The organism is Pseudomonas sp. TE21394 (assembly GCF_054057835.1).
On sequence record NZ_JBSRZR010000001.1, the window covers coordinates 3,980,370 to 3,999,259 of the forward strand.

General features: G+C 57.6%; 19 protein-coding genes and 1 tRNA gene. 5 read left to right on the forward strand and 15 right to left on the reverse strand.

The genetic code is table 11. The annotated features are described in order from the left end of the window. The 3 genes from tusD to ACVWZT_RS18085 form a co-directional block, all read right to left on the reverse strand. Complete coding sequence (gene tusD, locus ACVWZT_RS18075; protein ID WP_457470561.1) at positions 1 to 393, reverse strand: sulfurtransferase complex subunit TusD; 393 nt, start codon at positions 391 to 393, stop codon at positions 1 to 3. Between the two features lie 140 nt (positions 394 to 533). Continuing rightward, positions 534 to 1,913, reverse strand: a complete 1,380-nt coding sequence (locus tag ACVWZT_RS18080) for a nucleobase:cation symporter-2 family protein (protein WP_457470563.1) — start codon at positions 1,911 to 1,913, stop codon at positions 534 to 536. Between the two features lie 156 nt (positions 1,914 to 2,069). Further along, a complete protein-coding gene (locus tag ACVWZT_RS18085; RefSeq protein ID WP_296230666.1) occupies positions 2,070 to 2,741 on the reverse strand; it encodes a Bax inhibitor-1/YccA family protein in 672 nt (223 codons plus the stop codon). Positions 2,742 to 2,874: 133 nt separating this feature from the next. Between ACVWZT_RS18085 and ACVWZT_RS18090 the strand changes: the two genes are divergently transcribed. Both ACVWZT_RS18090 and ACVWZT_RS18095 read left to right on the forward strand, forming a co-directional pair. Beyond that, positions 2,875 to 2,962, forward strand: a tRNA-Ser gene (locus ACVWZT_RS18090). A 365-nt stretch (positions 2,963 to 3,327) separates the two neighbouring features. Continuing rightward, positions 3,328 to 5,331, forward strand: coding sequence for an ATP-dependent nuclease (locus ACVWZT_RS18095; RefSeq protein ID WP_457470565.1), 2,004 nt, complete (start codon positions 3,328 to 3,330; stop codon positions 5,329 to 5,331). 110 nt (positions 5,332 to 5,441) lie between these two features. Here ACVWZT_RS18095 and ACVWZT_RS18100 read toward each other — a convergent pair whose 3' ends face one another. The 5 genes from ACVWZT_RS18100 to mobH all read right to left on the reverse strand — a co-directional run bounded on the left by ACVWZT_RS18100 (position 5,442) and on the right by mobH (position 10,831). Next, positions 5,442 to 7,358, reverse strand: coding sequence for an AAA family ATPase (locus ACVWZT_RS18100; protein WP_457470566.1), 1,917 nt, complete (start codon positions 7,356 to 7,358; stop codon positions 5,442 to 5,444). Beyond that, positions 7,348 to 7,854 carry an ABC-three component system middle component 5 gene (locus ACVWZT_RS18105; RefSeq protein ID WP_457470568.1) on the reverse strand — a complete coding sequence of 169 codons (507 nt, stop codon included), beginning with the start codon at positions 7,852 to 7,854 and terminating at the stop codon, positions 7,348 to 7,350. The genes ACVWZT_RS18100 and ACVWZT_RS18105 overlap by 11 nt, the downstream gene beginning before the upstream one ends. Then, positions 7,848 to 8,372 carry an ABC-three component system protein gene (locus tag ACVWZT_RS18110; protein ID WP_457470570.1) on the reverse strand — a complete coding sequence of 175 codons (525 nt, stop codon included), beginning with the start codon at positions 8,370 to 8,372 and terminating at the stop codon, positions 7,848 to 7,850. Before ACVWZT_RS18110 ends, ACVWZT_RS18105 begins: the two co-directional genes overlap by 7 nt. A gap of 40 nt (positions 8,373 to 8,412) precedes the next feature. Continuing rightward, positions 8,413 to 8,709 (reverse strand): hypothetical protein, encoded by a 297-nt coding sequence (locus ACVWZT_RS18115; RefSeq protein ID WP_457470572.1) that lies wholly within the window; start codon positions 8,707 to 8,709, stop codon positions 8,413 to 8,415. 400 nt (positions 8,710 to 9,109) lie between these two features. Continuing rightward, positions 9,110 to 10,831, reverse strand: a complete 1,722-nt coding sequence (gene mobH, locus ACVWZT_RS18120) for a MobH family relaxase (protein ID WP_457470573.1) — start codon at positions 10,829 to 10,831, stop codon at positions 9,110 to 9,112. Positions 10,832 to 11,054: 223 nt separating this feature from the next. Between mobH and ACVWZT_RS18125 the strand changes: the two genes are divergently transcribed. Together ACVWZT_RS18125 and ACVWZT_RS18130 are read left to right on the forward strand one after the other, a co-directional pair. Continuing rightward, a complete protein-coding gene (locus ACVWZT_RS18125) occupies positions 11,055 to 11,249 on the forward strand; it encodes a DUF7740 domain-containing protein (RefSeq protein WP_457470574.1) in 195 nt (64 codons plus the stop codon). A 124-nt stretch (positions 11,250 to 11,373) separates the two neighbouring features. Further along, entirely contained in the window at positions 11,374 to 11,739 is a 366-nt protein-coding gene (locus ACVWZT_RS18130) for a histone-like nucleoid-structuring protein, MvaT/MvaU family (protein WP_457470576.1), read from the forward strand. A gap of 82 nt (positions 11,740 to 11,821) precedes the next feature. On the opposite strand, the gene ACVWZT_RS18135 is transcribed toward ACVWZT_RS18130, so the two are convergent. The 3 genes from ACVWZT_RS18135 to ACVWZT_RS18145 all read right to left on the reverse strand — a co-directional run bounded on the left by ACVWZT_RS18135 (position 11,822) and on the right by ACVWZT_RS18145 (position 13,833). Continuing rightward, entirely contained in the window at positions 11,822 to 12,760 is a 939-nt protein-coding gene (locus ACVWZT_RS18135) for an ArdC family protein (protein WP_457470577.1), read from the reverse strand. 85 nt (positions 12,761 to 12,845) lie between these two features. Then, the gene (locus tag ACVWZT_RS18140) at positions 12,846 to 13,169 is read right to left on the reverse strand and encodes a hypothetical protein (RefSeq protein WP_457470579.1); all 324 of its coding nucleotides are present in this window, start codon (positions 13,167 to 13,169) and stop codon (positions 12,846 to 12,848) included. Between the two features lie 298 nt (positions 13,170 to 13,467). Beyond that, positions 13,468 to 13,833, reverse strand: coding sequence for a DUF3085 domain-containing protein (locus tag ACVWZT_RS18145; protein ID WP_457470581.1), 366 nt, complete (start codon positions 13,831 to 13,833; stop codon positions 13,468 to 13,470). Between the two features lie 465 nt (positions 13,834 to 14,298). Here ACVWZT_RS18145 and ACVWZT_RS18150 point away from each other — a divergent pair, with 465 nt between their 5' ends. Then, complete coding sequence (locus tag ACVWZT_RS18150) at positions 14,299 to 14,655, forward strand: hypothetical protein (RefSeq protein ID WP_457470583.1); 357 nt, start codon at positions 14,299 to 14,301, stop codon at positions 14,653 to 14,655. A 4-nt stretch (positions 14,656 to 14,659) separates the two neighbouring features. Here ACVWZT_RS18150 and ACVWZT_RS18155 read toward each other — a convergent pair whose 3' ends face one another. Genes ACVWZT_RS18155 through ACVWZT_RS18170 form a run of 4 tightly spaced genes read right to left on the reverse strand, consistent with a single transcriptional unit; the run spans position 14,660 to position 18,842 of the window. Next, positions 14,660 to 16,198 (reverse strand): conjugal transfer protein TraG N-terminal domain-containing protein, encoded by a 1,539-nt coding sequence (locus ACVWZT_RS18155; protein ID WP_457470584.1) that lies wholly within the window; start codon positions 16,196 to 16,198, stop codon positions 14,660 to 14,662. 9 nt (positions 16,199 to 16,207) lie between these two features. Next, complete coding sequence (locus tag ACVWZT_RS18160; RefSeq protein WP_457470586.1) at positions 16,208 to 16,513, reverse strand: hypothetical protein; 306 nt, start codon at positions 16,511 to 16,513, stop codon at positions 16,208 to 16,210. Beyond that, the gene (locus tag ACVWZT_RS18165) at positions 16,510 to 17,865 is read right to left on the reverse strand and encodes an integrating conjugative element protein (protein ID WP_457470587.1); all 1,356 of its coding nucleotides are present in this window, start codon (positions 17,863 to 17,865) and stop codon (positions 16,510 to 16,512) included. The genes ACVWZT_RS18160 and ACVWZT_RS18165 overlap by 4 nt, the downstream gene beginning before the upstream one ends. Then, positions 17,865 to 18,842, reverse strand: coding sequence for a TIGR03756 family integrating conjugative element protein (locus tag ACVWZT_RS18170; protein WP_457470589.1), 978 nt, complete (start codon positions 18,840 to 18,842; stop codon positions 17,865 to 17,867). The genes ACVWZT_RS18165 and ACVWZT_RS18170 overlap by 1 nt, the downstream gene beginning before the upstream one ends. Positions 18,843 to 18,890: the final 48 nt, after the last annotated feature.

The window sequence follows — 18,890 nt, forward strand, 5'->3', positions numbered from 1 at the left end:
TCAGTCGCCTCCGAAGCAGACAAGGCGGTCGGCAACCTGGGCGGCCTCATGCAGTTGGCCGAGCCCTGACAGCTCCCACGGCTTGGGCAGGTTCACGGCCGGACGCTGATAGCGGTTGGCCTCGGCCTCGTCGAGCACGCCACGGCGTAGAGCAGCGGCAATGCATACTACGGCGTCCAGCTGGTTGGCGGCGATGAAGGTGCGCCACTGCCCAGCCACATCCAGCTCGTCCTGGGGCGCGACCACGTTGACCGAGGCGCTGTGCACCCCGTCCTGGTAAAAGAACAGCCGGGCAATCTCATGGCCGCCGGCCAGCACCGCCTCGGCGTAGCGCAGGGCGCGTCGCGAGGAGGGCGCATGGGCCGGGGAGAACACCGCGATAGCGAATTTCATGGGTCACTCATGCAGAAGGAATGGTGCCATGATAAAGCAAAAAAGCCCGCGCCCGCTCGTGCATGCGGGGCGGGCTTGCTGGGGCGCGCCAATCTCAAGGCCCACGCTCTTTCAGGAATCGTGCAAGGCCTGGGAGCAACTCAAACCTGTTCCTTGCTCTCCGGCAGGAACCAGTTCAGCACCAGCGCACAGATACCTCCGGTCGCCACACCCGACTCCAGCACGTTGCGAATCGCTGCCGGCATGTGTGCCAGGAACTCCGGCACCTGCGCCACACCCAGGCCCAGCGCCAGCGACACCGCGATGATCAGCAGGGCGCGACGATCCAGCCGGGTACTGGCCAGGATATTGATGCCCGAAGCGGCAACTGCGCCGAACATGACCATGGCCGCGCCACCCAGCACCGGCTCCGGTACCGCCTGGATGACCCCGGCAACGCTCGGGAACAGGCCCAGCAGCACCAGCATTGCAGCGATCCAGATTCCGATATGGCGGCTGGCGATACCGGTCAACTGGATCACCCCATTGTTCTGCGCAAAGATCGAGCTCGGGAAGGTGTTGAAGAACCCGGCCAGCAGCGAGTTGGCCCCATTGACCAGCACGCCGCCCTTGATCCGCTGCATCCATACCGGCCCTTCGACCGGCTGGCGCGACACCTTGCTGGTGGCAGTGACGTCGCCGATGGCTTCCAGCGAAGTCACCAGGTAGATCACCAGCATCGGAATGAACAGCGCCCAGGAGAAGCCCAGGCCGAAGTGCAGCGGCGTCGGTACCTGGAACAGTGCGGCCTGATGCATGCCGGTGAAGTCGAGGCGGCCCAGGTAGCCGGCCAGCGCATAGCCGACCGCAAGGGCGATGACGATCGCGCAACTGCGCATCCATACCACCGGGATGCGGTTGAGGACGACGATGATCGCCAGCACCACGCCCGACAGCAGCAGGTTCTCACCATTGGCGAACGTACCGTTGGCCATGGCGCCGAAACCACCCCCCATGCTGATCAGGCCGACCTTGATCAGGGTCAGGCCGATCATCAGCACGACAATGCCGGTCACCAGCGGCGTGATCAGCCGTTTGACGAAGGGCAGGATGCGCGACACGCCCATCTCGACGAACGAGCCGGCGATGACTACACCAAAGATTGCCGCCATGACACTTTCCACCGGCGTGCCTTGCTTGACCATCAGCGCGCCACCGGCAATCAGCGGGCCGACGAAGTTGAAGCTGGTACCCTGGACGATCAGCAGCCCGGCACCGAACGGCCCGAAGCGCTTGCACTGGACGAAGGTGGCGATGCCGGAAATCACCAGCGACATCGATACGATCAGGTTGGTATCCCGCGCGGAAACGCCCAGCGCCTGGCAAATCAGCAGGCCAGGGGTGACGATCGGCACTATGATCGCCAGCAGGTGTTGCAGCGCTGCCAGCAGGCCAATCAGCGGCCGTGGCCTGTCTTCCAGGCCAAGCACCAGTTCATTGGCAGGCGCCGCTGCGCCTGGGCTGTGTTCGTGTGAGCTCATGGCTGAAAGCTGCCCCGGAGAAAAAAGGAGCGCATTCTACGGGTGATGATGGGTTTGGGGTAGTGGCAGGCACAATGGCGGCATGATTGAAGCGCAGCCCGCAACTCGCTCCCACAAAAAAGCCCGCCGAAGCGGGCTATTTCAGGCAGCACTCAATCAGTCATCGCGACCCATGATGCCAAACAGTTGCAGCAGGCTGACGAACAGGTTGTAGATCGATACATACAGGCTGATGGTTGCCATGATGTAGTTGCGCTCGCCACCGTGAATGATCGCGCTGGTCTGGAACAGGATGCAGACCGACGAGAACAGCACGAAGCCGGCGCTGATCGCCAGTTGCAGGCCGCTGATCTGGAAGAAGAAGCTCGCCACCACAGCTCCCAGCAGAACGAAGAAGCCTGCAGTGATGAAGCCGCTGAGGAAGCTCATGTCCTTGCGGGTGATCAGCACATAGGCCGACAGGCCACCGAACACCAGTGCGGTCATCGCAAATGCCGAGCTGACCACTTCGGCGCCACCGGCCATGCCCAGGTAACGGTTGAGGATAGGGCCGAGAATGAAGCCCATGAAACCGGTGAGGGCGAAGGTGGACACCAGGCCCCAGGCCGAATTGCGCAATTTGTTGGTGAGGAAGAACAGCCCGTAGAAGCCGATCAGCACCACGAACACGTTCGGGTAGCCGACGCGCATCTGCTGGGCCACGAAGGCCATGACACCGCTGAAGGCGAGGGTAAGCGCCAGCAGGCTGTACGTGTTGCGCAGGACCTTGCTGATCTCCTGCTGCTCGACCTGCTGGCCGCTGTGTACGGCGTAATCCTGTTCGCGCATGGCGACACTCCTTGATGAACCTGTGGTTTTGAACGTTCAGATGCCTGGAGTCTATCAGAGCCGCCGCAACCCGCGACACAGAGAGTTTGACAGCTTGTTTCATTACGGTATGATGGCGGCCGCAAAACGAGCTGGAAGCGTGGCCGAGTGGTTTAAGGCAACGGTCTTGAAAACCGTCGATGGGCAACTATCCTAGAGTTCGAATCTCTACGCTTCCGCCACAATTTTTCATCAAAGCCCTGATTTTTCAGGGCTTTTTTGTGTCTAGAGGTTTTTGGTCCCCCATCTGGTCCCCCTTTTTTACTTCGGCTTCCTCTGGCCTTCTGCGGGTTCTGGTGGACATGTCTTCATGTTGGTCTACCGTCACACGTTAGAAAAAGTGGCCGGCCCATAGTCGCCATCACCTGTAAAGCTTCCGCTAAGAGGGCGCCCCTCCAGGACGCAGAAGGACACCGGTGCCGATGCCTAGGGCACTCTTGAGGCTTCCGGTTGGCCTAAGCGTACTGGCAGAGCAATCTCAACCACTCTGGCTCCTCTGGTTATGTGAACTAAGCTTTAAAGTTCTTCTACAGCTCAGGAGACGTCCGTGATCCTAACCAAAGCCGCAGTAGGGCCCTACCGCTCAATCAACACATCGCAAAGCGTTGCCATCGACCCTGATGTCACTGTCCTAGTCGGCATGAACGAGGCAGGAAAAACAGTCTTCTTGAAGGCGCTACATAAATCCAATGATGCATTGAATGAGGAAGCGTTCAACCCCACTGATGACTACCCACGTAGGCACCTCACCGCCTATCTGCGTAAACATGAGGATGATCCTGAAACAGTAGTAGAGCTGACGTTCAAACCGAGTAAATCCGAGCTTGAAAGCATTAATAGGGCTCTCCACACTTCACTTGGAGAGGACTTCACCTTCACTGTAAGCCATAGCTATGCCAATAGCCGCACTATAGGCTTGAGCGTAGATGAGGCGCCGGTAATGACTGCTTTGGCCAAAACCGCTGGGCTGTCGTCCGATGCAGTCAAAGCGATTTCCGGCTCGGCTTCTATCCGAGCGGCCTACACCAGTCTCAGCCAGATCAATCTGACGGAGGTAGATGCTGAGTTCGCTGAAGGACTGAAGAAGCGAATCGATGACTCCCCTTGGAAAGGTTCCTCGATCAGTTCTTACGATGTATGGCGACGGCTTTCGCCACTGGTACCCAAATTTTTGTATTTCAGCGACTACGACTTGCTACCAGGGAAAATCAACCTGGCTGATTTAAAAAACCGTATTGCAACAGTAAAAGCCGATCCGACGAAAAAAGCATTGATTGAACCCAAACATCTTTCGATCCTTGCGTTACTCAGGATCGCAGGCGTCGAGCTGGATGACTTTGACGGGAAGACAACCTATGAGGAGATGAGGGCAAAAGTCGAAGGCGTATCCATCAACCTTACCGATAAGGTGCTTGAATTTTGGAAACAAAACGAGGACTTGGAAGTTGAGGTAGATATCAGGCCCGATAGCACTGACGTTACCCCCTTCGACGATGGCCCCAACCTTTATCTGAGGATCAAGAATCGTCGCCACCGTGGCGTGACCACGCCATTCGATCAGCGTAGCAGAGGCTTCATCTGGTTCTTCAGTTTTCTGGTCTGGTTTGACAGTGTGCAGGCTCAACTGACCTCATCGGGCGTCAAGACGTCGGGTGATCTGATTCTGCTTCTGGATGAGCCAGGTCTAGCGCTACACGCCCTCGCTCAAGAAGATTTCCTGAATTACATCGACAATCTCTCAGCAAGCCACCAGGTGATTTACACGACCCATTCGCCCTTCATGGTGAGATCTTCCCGGCTTAACCAGGTTCGAATCGTCGAAGACAAGCAGGACGTAGGAACCACAGTGTCCGAGAACCTTTCAGGCTCTGACCCTCGCACCATTTTCCCCCTCCAAGCAGCGCTGGGCTGGAACGTCGCGCAGAATCTGTTCATCAGTAAAAGCAACTTGCTGGTCGAGGGCGTTTCTGAACTCGCCTACCTGCAGAGCATGTCTGCGATGCTCGATGCAGCAGGTGAATCAGGACTGGACCAGCACACCACGATTGTGCCGGTTGGCGGCCTCAACAACGTCGCGACGTTCACCTCGCTGTTGGGAGCGAACGGGTTGTCCGTAGCATTGCTATTGGATTACAGCGGGCGGCAGGATCAAAAGCTTGAAAGCCTTATCCATCAGAAGCTGGTGCAAAAGAAAGCCGTTTTCAATGCTTCGCAGTTTCGTGATCTGAAAGCTTTGGGTCAGGATACGATCCCTAGCGACATCGAAGACCTCTTCACGGTCAAGACCTACCTTGCCTGCTTCAACAAGGCCTTCACGAAGCAGTTGGCGGGTGTGGTCATCGAAGAGAAAGATCTGCCTGCAGGCGACCGGATAGTGCAGCGCATAGAACACCTTCTGACTGATCGAAAAATCGAGCTTCGACCTAGCGGTGGTTTCAACCACTACACCGTTGCTGCGATGTTCGCTACCACTCCCTCTACTAAAGTGGACGAGGCGACAAAGTCTCGATTCGCCGCACTGTTCAAAGCAATTAATAACTATCTCAGTTAGAGGAAGTCAACGGCTGGTGGACGGTGGTTGTCGGCTGGCTTTGTTCTGCTAACAGAGAGGTCCGCCTAGAGTGCGGGAAGGTGGCTCTAGGCGGAGCATGCAATAAAGCGTCAAAGGTTCAGTGTATGCATACCCTTCGCATAGTGCGGCCCGACGCAAAGATCTGATTTGTCGAGGGCCGGATCGACCATAGACGTTGTCATAATTACTTGGTGAGGCTTCTCGCCGTACTCTGAAAGTGCCTCTACCAGAACCCTTTGGAAGTTCTGGCTGCGATCCGGGCCCATTCCCTTGTCTTCGGTGTTGTCGAGCAAGAACAGTCTTGGATATCGCATGCTGTCATCGTCAAGCGACTCAAGCAGGATTGCTAGATGGAAGCTGTTTTTGAGAATGGTCTCGGAGCTCGCAGAAAACTTCGAACGTCCATCGACGAGCATGAAATCCTTACCAAAGTCGAACATGACGGTTTGCGCATCGTTGAAGGCGGGCTCGAAACCTCCGTCCTTCTTCAGAAGCTCAATGGTCTTCTCAGAGAGATTATTTTCGATGGCCTCCCGGCGCGTGCTGGTCTGCGCTTTGCTGGCCGTGATCTGCTCATTCAGGTCCAGCATGGTATTGTTGAGCGCCTGTTTCTTCTGAATGAGACTTTCGACAGCAGTCACCAGCTTGGCTTTCGCGTCATAGTTTTTGATCCGTTCTTCAACGGTGCCTATCTTGGTCGAAAGCTCATTTAGCTTGAACACACGGTCGGAGCTCAAACGAAGAGCCGTGACGTGGCTGGACTTTACGGTCTGAAGTTCGCGCTGTTTTGAACTGAGGTAGTGAGTATGCTCGCTCAGCTTGGTGCGCAGTTCCACGAGCACTTTTGTGCTCTCTTTCTTCTGGAACGCCAACTCATTCAATGCCGCCAGGTAGGACGCTTCTCTGGAGTTCTTATCTAGTTCTGTCTTGCATAGGTGGCACTGCTCCTTACCTGATTCCGAAAGGGCGGTGAGGCAGCTGGGACAGAATTTGAAGCGGACTTCACCGAAGAAGTCGTAAGCTGTGCGTGACTCTTGCAGGGCTTTGATCCGGGATTCGACCGCGGAGATGAACAATTCAGATTCGACGATCTCGTTGACCATCTCGGCCTGCCTGGTCGTGCGGATGTCAATTTCCTTGGTGAGCTCACTGATCTGCTGGTTGGCTTCTGCGGCTTTGGCCTTAAGGGCCTCATCAGAGGTCGACTCGTCGGGTTCAGCGAGTAATGCATCTCGCATCCCAATCAGTGTTCGGAGTTCCTTGTACGAATTCTCGACCGCACTGTTGAGTGAGGCTTCCCGCAACAGCGCTTCGGAAGGGGAAATAAACTTGTATATGGAGTCCAACTGGCCTTCGATTTTTGCGAACTCTGATTCGGCTTTTGAAAGCTGCTGCTTCAGCATGTAAATGCCGAGATCGTCCAGGCCGAGCAAAAAGTCCCCGATCGCTTGGCGCATGCTGGGCTTGTCAAACGTTGAGTGTTCAGCACGCAGGATTTTGTTAACCTGGGTACTCTGGTCGACGAAAATCAGCCGCAAGATCTGATGAATGGTCAGGTTTGCGAAATCATCGGTCTGGCTGTGCGGCCATCCCAGCAGCTCAAAAATCTGCTGTGAGAAGCTGAGTTTTTCGTCGCTGCGGTTGATCCCATAGCTTTGCCAAACTGCCGCTGATTGAGCGGCATTGAGCTGTTCAATAGTGCCGCTGAAGAAGCTCATGGGAGGCTTCTTGCCGGGTTGAACCTGGCGATGAATTGTCAGAATGTGACCGTTCAATTCAATCTCGGCAAAGACGCCATCGCAGGTCTGCGCCTCCTCGTTCCAACGATCTTCGGCAATGTCCCCGCCAAGAGCGTAGAACAGGAAGTCCATGATGGTGGATTTACCTACGCTGTTAGCGCCTCGGATGATGTTGACGCCATGGTGGAAGCGCTCGTTGTAGACACTTTTTCCACCCTTGGTGATGATGAATCGGTTGATAAAAAACGTAGAGGGCTTAGAGGTCATAAATGTACTCCATCAGACCGGAGCGGGATTTTAGACCATTCGATCCGTTGAATTTTGTTTTCGGTAAGCCTTTGGTGATGACCTCAAATGCGTCGCTCTTGAGGAAGACGTCGGTGTCCAGAAGAGCTGTGTAGGCTGAGGGTAGGGAGTCAGGCTCTAGTTTCATGATGCCTTTGTCGAATGAGGATTTAGAAATGACGCCTTTGGCGATCAGTTCGAGCGTTGCGGTTTTCTGGAAAGGCTCAAGCTCGAAAAACGTACGAGCAGGGTTTGTCAGGTCTTCGAACTGCTCTGGAATTTTCGTCACCTGGGCCTTCAGCTTTCGGATCTCGCTGGGCCAAGGCTTAATGTTTTTGAGCTGACTAGGGAACAGGTAGTAGAAGTCGAGCACACGCAGCAGCTGCCAGCTGATCTGCTGATCTGCGGCGGCATGAAGGATGGACACGATTCTGTAGAGGCAGTGGTTAGCGTCAAAGGCCGGGTGGTACATCAACATGTTGGCCGCTCCCAGATCAAATGACACTTGCCTGTGAGGAAGTACAGCATCCCGGAAATCATGTACTGATCCACTGTGATGTCTTCGGCCATAACCTCGCGGTAAATGGCATCCACGATCCCATTCAGAATCACGCTATCGATAACATCGCTCGGCGCGCCTTGCTTGATCAGGGGGCGAACGTTTTCCTCAAACGCGAAGCTGATTTTTTGGAGGATGTACAGGAAGACGCCTTGCCGACGACGGTTGAGCTGCGACTTCATTAGACGTTTTGCAAAGAAATCCTTGCGCTCGATTGCTACCTCAAGAAGATCCTCTCTGCCACCATTCCTGAGTTTCTGCTCCAGGCCGATCACAGGCGTTTGGGTTTTCTGGTTGGTGAAAAAATCCAGTCGTTCAACGAACCACTGAAAGTCTTCATCATTTTCGCCGAGCTCTTGGAATTTAGCCAAGGCGCGCGTGATGGCTGTCGGATCAGGCGCTGGAAGCTGGATGATGTAATTGGTGTCGTCACCCACCCTAAGGCTCCCGTGAATCTCAGAGCCCCACACATTCGCTTTATTCATTGTTTTCGTGAGTTGTGTTGTTACCAGCCTGGACGTTGCCATGGACGGTAGAGCCGTTAATGTTGACGGTGTTGCTGCCTGCTGCAGTTTTTTTGCTGGCGTTGATTAGTGCCAGGCAAACGCCGAAAACCACGATTACGATCAAGCCCAAAAGGGCGAAAAGCTCGGTGTGCGTGAGGTTTTTCAGGTAGGGAGAGGTGATGACTTGCGGGTAGATGATGAAGCTGAGAAAACCCGCTACGCCAGCGATGCCGCAAGCCTTCACGACAGCAGTCCAGAATCCTTCCATGATCGATCCATTGAGGTGTAATCAAAGCGCTATCATCACGTATCGCACCTCGGCCGTAAAGCCGAGGCTCTGCCTAAAGCCATTGCTCGGTATCGAGAAATCCCACATGCCTGGCTGGAATGCTGGTCTCATCTCGAACATGGGGTTTGAGCCCCTGGGACGGCCGATTAGGGCTTGTGCTGGCGTGCTCCGTTGCTCGCCGTGCCCATGGTCGGCTGATGTAACAACCGTCGCAGAGATGTGATCTTCATGCTGAACAATCCACACGTAGGGGGTTGCTAAACTGCCCCGGCCAGCGCTTGTCCGACTGTCTAATAATACGGTGGTATTCACCTCGGGAGCGTCTGTGGAACAGCGGGGTAAAAAAAATTCAGCTTAAGAGAAGTGGAAGACAAGACACTCAGGGCGTGGGAGGTCGGAGCGAAAGGAACGGATTGTCTGGATGAGGCGGCAGGCCTAGGAGATTGGTGTCACGCAAGATGTAGCCGTTGAGAGAGGTGGTTTTCCGCGGGCCTTTTACAGTGCAAGTCCAAATGTTCTGGCTATTGGGCTTTTTCAGATGAACATCCAGCTTTTCAAATTGACGTTGGATTCGCCGCCAGGCGTCGCTTTGAGGTTCTGCTTCGGCTGACTCGGGGTGTTCTGCGGCGTAGCGTTGAAAAATGCCCGGGGTGACCAGGAAAAAAGTGCCGTCTACGGTGTGGACCTTGGCCTTGCTGTCGTTGACCACCAAGCGATGACTGAGAACTCCTTGGCGTAGCCATTCGAGGAAGGCCAGCCCCTCGGCATCCTTGGGTGGCGTAGTGGTGAACTGCGGGCTTCCCGCGCTTGCTCCAGTGTCGACCTCGCTCGGCTCTTGCAGCATGTCCATCAACTCGTCGAGATATTCAAAATCCTGGTTCGGGTGCTCGGGTTCGGGCTGTTCTTCTCTCGGCGTTGGTTGCGGTCGATCCAAAGCCGACTCGCAGGTATCACCGGCCGGCAGAGGATGTTCCACCATCGGCTCAACCGTTCCTTTAAAGCAGTCTGGCCGGGGTTCATCGGCCCAAATCAGGCTCGGTTGCAGGCGGAGAAAGGTAAAGCGATGTTGCCAGTCATCGTCTGTTACGTTGGCACTCCATACCGCTTTGCCCTCAGGTGTCGCGTCCACTAATCCGTGTGATTGCAGTTCATCGAACAAGGCGATGTTGGAGGTGGGAATACCGTCCACCGATTGAGCCAGCAGGTAGGCACGCAGCCTGTCGGTCGCGGTTTTGCTGACCAACCACAGGTGGTCAACAGTGAGCCAGCCGGCAGCGCCAGGCTGGTTGAGTTTGAACCCGCTTCTGACTAAGTGGCGTAGCCCCATGAGCAGGTGATGCTGCAGCGAATGTTTAGGTGCCAGCAGGGCTTTGGTGGGGTTGGCCCCAATGTTCTGTGCCGTGGACACCCGGTCGGCTTGCAGCACCAACTCTCCGAGGGTGCCGGCGTGTTCGTAGTGGTCAGCCAGCAAGGACAGCAATTGCCCCCACAAGGCAGGGTGGCTGCTGAGCCAGTCGAGTAGGGCGGGGGGCAGGATCTGGGTATACAGTAGTCCTGCGGCTGCGCCGTGTAGCTGGTAATCCCGGTCGGGGTGATAGCGGAAGCGGTAGGGTTGGTTCAGCGGGCCGTGCCAGGGGTGCCAGCGTTCACCATTCTGACACTCCACCTGGAGATCGACGGCAATTTTACCAACGTCATGGAGCAGGGCACCGTAGGCAATGGCGGCGCTCCAGGCATCAGCCTGCGCGGCCTGGTCTTCCGGTGCGGCACCACTGGGGAGCAGGTAGGACTGGCGCAACTTCAGGCTGCACGCCACTAGCTCCAAGCCGTGGTCGAGCATGCCACCTGGATAGGCATGGTGATGGCTCTCACTGGCCGGTAGTTGCTGTACATAGGTGGCGTAGCGACGAATCGGTTCGAGATAGAGTTGTTCGAACTGTGGCTGGGAGAGGGCCGTGTATTGCCAGATGCGCTCGAGCAGCCTTTTCCGGTGGCTGGCGGCGAGCAGTAACTCCGCCGACAGTGGTTGATGAAAGCCCACGGCGGCGGGGGTGATCTCTTCGGGAAGGCCTTTTTGAGATTTGAACCACCAGCGTTTCATTGCAGTACCTGCCTTGCGTTCAAAAGGTCCTTTTGCCTTTTCGGGTAAGCCTCTTACCCTTGAGCCCCCTTCCATTGACACCATTACCCTTTACCGCCTTGGCCTTTTTCGCGATTGCGATAATCCGAAGTCTGGCGCGTCGAATTAGCTGGCCGATCGGCATAGCCGACCCTTTGGAGTGGGGGTAGACTGCCCGGCATCATATTTCTGAGCTGGGGCGCTGATGACGCTGAGTGATGCTGTATTGATCGTGCTGCTGGCGGACCGAATTCATGGCACAGATGTTGCCATTCGGTCTGCCGCCAAACGCTGTGCGAAAAAGATGCCGCGCAGCCAGCGAGACATCATGTTCAAGATCGGCAACAGCGCGGCGCCTCGCGAAGTGGTGGCTCATCTCTGCCAGAACTTGGCTGATTGATCTGTCACAGAGTTTTGCAATTAATGAACATGAAATGACTCTTAGATTGGAAATTAATACTCGGATATTGAATGTGTCTCAGTTACTATGCCTTCACATGTCTCATACCTAGGAAAGATTTCTCATGTCCAAACTTGCCGAATTCAAAGCACTGGAAGCGCAGCTGGCCGCACAACTTCAACAGCTGGATGCGATGAAAAACGATTCCGGTCTGAAGCAGGAAATCGAGTTTGAACAGAAGCTCAAGGCCTTGCTGGAAGAGTACGGCATGAGCCTGCGTCAGGTGATCACCATTCTGGATCCGTCCAAAGGCGTGAGCGTGAGTGCCGCTAGCGCGTCGGGCGGCGCTCAGCGCAAGCCGCGTGAAGTTAAGCGCTACAAGAACCCGCACAGCGGCGAGGTCGTGGAAACCAAGGGTGGCAATCACAAGATCCTCAAGCAGTGGAAGCAGGAACACGGCTCGGATACCGTCGAGAGCTGGCTGGAGTAATCGACTCCGCATTAGCGGTCGATACCGGCCCTGCCGAAAAACAAAGGCCCCAAATCGGGGCCTTTTTGCTGGTTGAAGGAAATCACGCCGTGAGTCGCTCCGGCGCTTCTGTGGTGCGGTCGGCCTGCAGTGCCAGCAGGAACTCCGAGGCCTCACGGGCCTGGCCACTGGCGCGGAAAATCGCACGCTTGTCTTCCTTGAGGATCTTCAGCCAGGAGGCCAGGTACTCCTCGTGGCGCAATTCTCCCTGGGTGCCGGTCAGTGCGCAGAGAAACGCTGCACCCATTTCCGCGACCAACTCCTCGAAAGCATAGGCTGCGGAACCGAACGCGTGCCCGCCGGTGATGCCATCGCGATTCAGGCGCGATCGATGGCCCGACCAATGAGTCAGCTCATGCAGGGCCGTCGCGTAGTAGCTGCCGACGTCCTCGAATTGGGCCTTGGTGGGCAGTTGGATGCGATCGCGCAGCGGCTGATAGAACGCGCTATCGCCGTAGCAATGCTCGATCTGCGCGCCGGTGGCTAGCAGCAACTGCTCGGCCGGGGCGTGGTCGATGAAGGCGGGCGGCTCGGTGAGCTCCGCAGGGGCTGGCTCCTCGTCAGGCAAGCCTTCGGTCTGCTCGATGTTGAACAGGCAGTGCGTGCGCAAGAGAGCGAACTGCACCATCTTGATATTGCCTTGGTCATCGCGAACGACCTGACCGTCCTCGTCGTGCGCCTCCTTGCTCATAGGTTTGTACAGCACCGCGAGGGTGGATTGCTCGCCCTTGCGTACATGGCCACCAGCTTTGCGTGCCTGGTTGAAGGTCAGCCAGCGATCCTGGGTGAAACCTCGCAGGCGCGCCTCGGCCCACAGCAGTGGAATGTTGATGCCGGCGTAGGGGCGTCTGGTGATGGTGTTGATTGGAAAAGGAGAGTCAGCATTTGAACCGGTGGTGGTCCAGGGTTTGATCCAGGGGATCACGCCTTGGCTCAAGGCGCTGACGATCTTGTTGGTGACATCCAGATAGACATCTGACATGGCGTTCTCCGGGCGTGTAGGGGGAACGCTACCCAGCCGGGAAGGGTTCCCGGTGGGGTGGTCAGGCAGTAGCGGTGCTGCGGGGTTAGAGGGCGGCGATATCCACTACGATCTCGCCGGGTAGCCGGATAAGCAGATAAGACGGGCCCCTGTGTGGCGTGATGCGAGCCAGCTGAAGCTGCGGCAGGTGAGCAGATACTGAAGTGCCGTTGTGCCGCAAGCGGTCGAGTTGCAGCTCGATGGGACAGTGTGAAGCACGCGGTGCCGAAGTCAGCACGCTGTTGAGTAGGTCTGCCAAGCGCAGGCCTGACTGTCCAATCGGTTCCTCGCCTGTGGCAGGTTCAATGAACTGCTGCCAAACGCCTGGGCTCAGCACCACCGCATCGAAAAAGCGCTTCATCCTGGACATTGGACCTCCGCGTAGCTGATCCCGCGACACCTCATGTGAGGTTTGTGCATGGATCTGCTCAATCCGAGCAAGGCGTTGAGCAGGGTGCGTCCATGTATTAAACCGCGCTTGGACGTGAGGTCAATCTCCGATCCCTACCTCATATGGAGGGCACTATCCAGAGAGTTCCAGCGAAGACTTCCGTCCTTGGACTCCTGACAAACGGCGATCTTCAACCGACTGAAGATGGATGCGAGAGGCGCCCAGAGAGGCCCGGTTAAGGTGCCGCTCTGGGTACGCGTAGAGCTCGCCTCTGCCTTCAAGATTTGCCTACCGGATCAACCTCGGCGGCCAGGTACAGGTGGGTAGAGGTCGCTTCCACCACCAGCGATCCTGCGGTACCGCGAAGGCTAGCGAGAACAGGATCATCGATGTCGAAGTACTCGGCAAAATCATCGCCGCCGAATTCATCGCGGGCGCGATTCCACCAGGTGTCGAAGTCGTCGACGTTGGGGTTGCAGCCAGTGGCATAGGCCACGCGTTTGCGGCCACCGCCATCCGGTTTGCTTTCGCCGATCTCGGACATGAGGTAAACACCGTGGTCCTTCACCAATATCAATCTGCAACCATTGATACCGGCCTCGGCCAACACGGCGTGAAGTTCAGTGCCTGTGAAACGCAGCATGATGAGATCCTCCAGAGGGTGCGGAGGAACGCCACCCTGTGTGGGAGAGTTCCCAGCACTGGAATGGATGTGAGTAAGGTGCAACGAAGACGCAGGTTCAATGAACCCGGGGGATTAGAAAGCGTTCATCACCGGGGATCGGTGACCATGCGAGCTGCCGAACGCGAATCGCATTTCGGGGTAACCATCACATGCGTGACGTAGCCTCAAAGGTTATGGCTACCTGGGGTGCTGGAAAACCAGCGATTGCACACTTGGTTTACCAAGCGATCCGGCACTGCGTCAACGGCGCTTTTGGGCAAAGGGAATATCCCCTATCCAATGAGCGCCACCGGCGATAATCCGCGTTGTCCAAGTGATCAACGGTCATGGAATTCAGCGACAGAGGAGTAAGCTAAAGCTTGGATCCAAATTAGCGGTAGCGGCTGGACCGCGTGCGCGGTGATAGGTAAGGGAGGCAATCAAATGTCGACTCAAGCATCCTCAGCTTCTGGCAGCACCGGTATCGGCAAGCATCTTATTCGCGCTGCGGTTGGTGCTGGTCGAGTGGTGAACAGATTCGAATCCAAGGTTTTGAACTCCCGCGTTTTGACCGCCGTGCCGTTCAAATATCGCAAAATTGGCTTTCAGGTAGTTAAGTTGATCCTGATGCTCGTCGTTGCTTCAGTTGCGATATCTCTCGCGCTCGGGATGCTTGCTTTATGGACCATTGCCGCGCTGCCAATCAGTAGTGAGAGAGAGCCCCGGATCCATGAAATGAGCCACCCTCGACATCACCTTAGATTCCCAGAAATGTACGACGATAACGGGGCCCCCAGGTGACTGATTACTTCAGTCTGCGGGCACCGGACATGACCTGTGAAGATCCCTTCTCTGCTTGTACCTGAGCACCTTCTGTTCCCCGGGTGAGGAGCGTTTGCATACCGCTGCCCACGTTGTATCCCGCCCAACTCATGATGCCGAGGAAAAACATCGGCAGCACTACGAACATTGCACCCATCACGTACTCGATCACCTGTGCGGTGACTGTTCCATCCATGAATCCTGCTGTTGGCAACGACAATAGCGCCTGGTCTGTGGCCGATACCTGGTTGTACAGCGTTTCCAACATGCTGGAGTCGATCCAGCGTGCGAGCTCCCACCAGAACGTCAGCATGTGCAGGGTGAACAGCGCGAATGTGATCGTCATGAGCGCCTTGAGCTGGTAGGTGCTGATCAGCAGCACCAGCGGTAGGCTGATGATCGTGCCCATGATCAGAAAGGCCTGGACCATCGGCAACGCCGCGCGCAGCGCATTCATTGCCGGGAAATTACTGAACGAGCCTAGGGCCAGGCCGGTGTTGGTGGCCAGGTTGTTCAGCCCTTGCGTCAGCGAACCGCCGCGGGCGCTGCTGCCGTAGTCCTGGAACACCTGCCCAGGCGCCATGCTCAATGACTGCTGCCGTGGGCTCACCAGCTCGCGCAAGGTGGCGTCTTCGACCTCCGTAGAGGTGCGCCCCGTCAGCCAGCCCCGTAGTTGCGATAGCAGTGATGGATCGACCTCGGCCACCAAGCGATCGCGCAGTCCGATCGTGCCGTCGCTCCACCATTGTTTGCAGGTGGGGTAGCCGGCGCCGTTGTCGAGTTGCGGCAGCGAGGTATCGCGGGTTTCGTCGTACGGCCAATCGACTCTGGGCATTCGCGAGCGGTCAGTATCGTAATAACCCGGTGTATTGAGCAGGTAGATCGAGCCTATCCAGGACGCATCGTAGCTTTGCGACTCGTCCAGCTCGGGGCGATTGGTGAACAGCCGCGAGCGCGAAAAGCCGTAGCAGTCCCTGGTGAAGTCGGCGACTTCCTGCAGAAGCACTTGGTCATTTATGCGCGAGCTGTCGATCTCCATGCGCATCGTGCGGATGTCGGGCGCGCAGGGAATCGACGCAGTCGCGGCGGCAGTGATGCCTTTGCTCATGGCATGCACGAGAAACCACCACACCGGCACGTTCGCTGACTTCTCGCCGATGGTGTTGAAAGTCGTGCCCCAGGCCGTGTCGGCGGGCCTGGCCATTGACACTCCACAGCGCTGGCTCGCGGCATCGTCGAAAGTCAAGGAGGACAGGTTCAGCGGGAAGAACGGCATGCAGCCGAACAGAATGACCACGTAGCTCATCCACAACCGGTTCTCGACACGAGGGATCGACAGCAGGCCCTTGTTGCCCTCGTCGGTACCCTGTTGGCGGGCCGACAGCCACTCCTGCAGGATGATTGCACCGAAGGGTGCGGCGAACAGCCCGGTGTCCGCCAGCGTGTTCCAGATCCCGTTGTTGATGATCCAGGCCAGCAGCGACAAGTAGTACTCGAGGTAGCTGTTGGTGCTCATGTTCATGTCTGCACCTCACACGCGAGACAGTTCGACAAGGATGATCGAGCTGAAGCCGATCAATCCCAGACGCTTTAGCCGTTGCTGGTCCACAGGCGCAGGCCGCATGCGCAACGCTGCGGCCCAGCCGGTGAAGATCAGGGTGTACAGCAGGGCGCGCCACCACGCGAAGTAGGTGGCAGTTGCCCGCGTTGGTGCGAGCCAATCCAGCTGGGCGGCGAGGAGTTGTAGTGCCATCAAGGCAATCAGCAACATGATCAGCATGGTGCCGAGGATCAGCAGCACGTGGACGATCAGTGATCTCATAGATGACGTGATCATGGCGTGCTCCTCTCCTGGTCAGCCCGACGCAGTCGGTCCGGCTCCGGATCGCGCTGATCAATGCTGCGCGAGGCGTCGGCGCCGCCGGCGTGACGATCGAGGACCAGGCTGGCGGTGTTGGTGGCCAGCGACTGGCGTACTTGCAGCTCGGTTTGTAGCAGGCGAATCTCCCGTTCCAGCGTTTCGACGTTGCTGTTGAGGGCAGTCGTGGCGGGCTGCGCCGATGCCACGTTCGGCTCATGGCTGCCGGCGAACAGCGTGCGCTGCAGCAGCATCGCCTTGTAGATCACGCTGGACAGCGCGGTCTCACTGGCGAGGCGCCGGGTCAGCAAGTTCTGGTCAGGGTCATCGCGCAGCCCCTCGATGACGCCGCGGGAGACCTGCAGCAAGGGACTGGAGACCCTGCCGAGGTTCTCTGGGGTGGGCTGGTCGGCGCCCGAGACCATCCGTTGAAGTCCCTCCAGGTTTTCTGCGTAGGTTTCCTGTATTAGCGGCGACAGGCCCGTACCGGCGGTGACGCGCAGCGTCTCGCAGTCATCGCAGGTTTCCACCTCGGTTTCACCGAGCACCTGTGTCGCCCATTCCGAGGCCTCCTCGGGGCTCGACCAGGCTTGGCAGATAGCGCCATTCTGGCAAGCCGATCCGAGGGCGGAGGTGTCCTCGACGGATCGGTTGTGCAGCAGGTTGTAGCCGGCCTTGACCACGTCAGACGTCACCCGGATGGGTTGCTGTCCGTTACCGCCGGCCTTCTGCCCACCGACCCAGCTGACGCCGTTGTTGCCGTTGTTCGACTCGGTATCCTTCACCGCCATTACGGCATCGCCGCCGGACTGCTCGAGGTTGTGCTGCATTTCCTGATTCTGAGCTAGCGCGCCCCACCCGGCCTGGTCGACCTTGTCGGCCATTTTCGCCGCCATCGCCTGGCAGGTGAGCTTGGAACGATCGAAGTCGATGCGTCCCTGCAGCACGCCATTACTCAGCAGCTCATACAGCCCGGGGTTGGCGCGCTGTATGATCATTGCCGGCAATGACATGACCGCCTGTGTGGCGTTCTGGATGACGTTGCCCATGATCTGCTGGAAGCCTTGGGTGGCGCCATTGAGTTGGTTCTGCAGCGTATTCGAGAGGTTCATGTTTCCGCACATCATGTTGGCCCGCCACGACATGCCCACGCCGAGGCCATTGGGACGGTAGAGCGAGGAGGGCGCACCGGCTGCTGAGCCGCCACCGATGGTGTACATCACGCGGTCATCCAGCACTGGCGCCTGGTCACCAAGGTGGTAACCGTTCTCGGCGGCATGGCCCGTGGCACACACGAGGAAGCACACCAATCCGAGCGCGAGGTTGTTCATCATTGGCCTCCATCAAAGTCGATGCTGAACAGGAAGGTCTGGCCCATGCGCTGGCAGCAGCGGTAGGGCCGCCACAGCGACCAGGCGTAAGCGCCGTCGGTGCTCTGGACCGTTGGGCTGGGGAAGATGGCGCAGGTGTTCTGGATCACCGGGACCAGCAACTGCCAGCGGTGATTGTTGACGTTGTTCTCTGTCACCGGCTGCGGCGGCCAGTAGCCGGGAGCCGGCATCGGTTGCAGCGGCAGATACACGTGCGGCTGGCCGACGCGGGTGATGAAGTCGCTGGCGCGCTGGGCCATCACGGCAGCGGCCTTGAAATCGTCGGGCTGCACCAGAAAACCGTGGCGCGGATACACACTGCCCCACATGTCCCCAAGAGCCTGGTTGCCGATCTCACGCATACCCGGGATCAGCGCCTGTGGGTAGAAGGATTCGGGTACGGCCTGGCGCCAAGCCAGCGGGTCGAGCGTGCTGAGGTAGTAGGGCGCAAATGGCATCGCCCCACTTGGGCAGGCATAGCCGAACGTATGCGCCAAAGCGGTGAAAGCTGCCCCGCCGGGATGGCCAATGCCGTCGACGTTCTTGAACCTGGGCAGGTTATCGCGCTGCGGCGAAGGCGTGATCAGATTGCCACCCCCTTGCGATACCGGCGTCGGCGCCGACAGCGCCGACATTTCGCTCCAGGGATTGGCGCCGGTGTCGGCATAGCTCGATACCACCAGCTCGGGAATGAAGTGACGGATCTTCGGTGAGGTTCGCACCGTGCAGCCGAAGGGTGTACAGAGCAGCCAGTAGCAGATGCCGACGACCCGGTACTCCAGGCACTGCAGCGAAGAGACGGAGGCGATGAGCGTTGGCGTGGTCAATGCCAGACACTGCTCGGCGGCCACCAGCAGAGCAGCCGCGGTGAAGGCGCGGCCACGGCGAACCGTTCTGGGTTTCGGCGCTTTGCTTCGGGTGAAGGCGGTGACGTTCATGGGCGACGCTCGGCAGGTGGCAGCGGTGTGCATCCGTGCGCCAAGTTT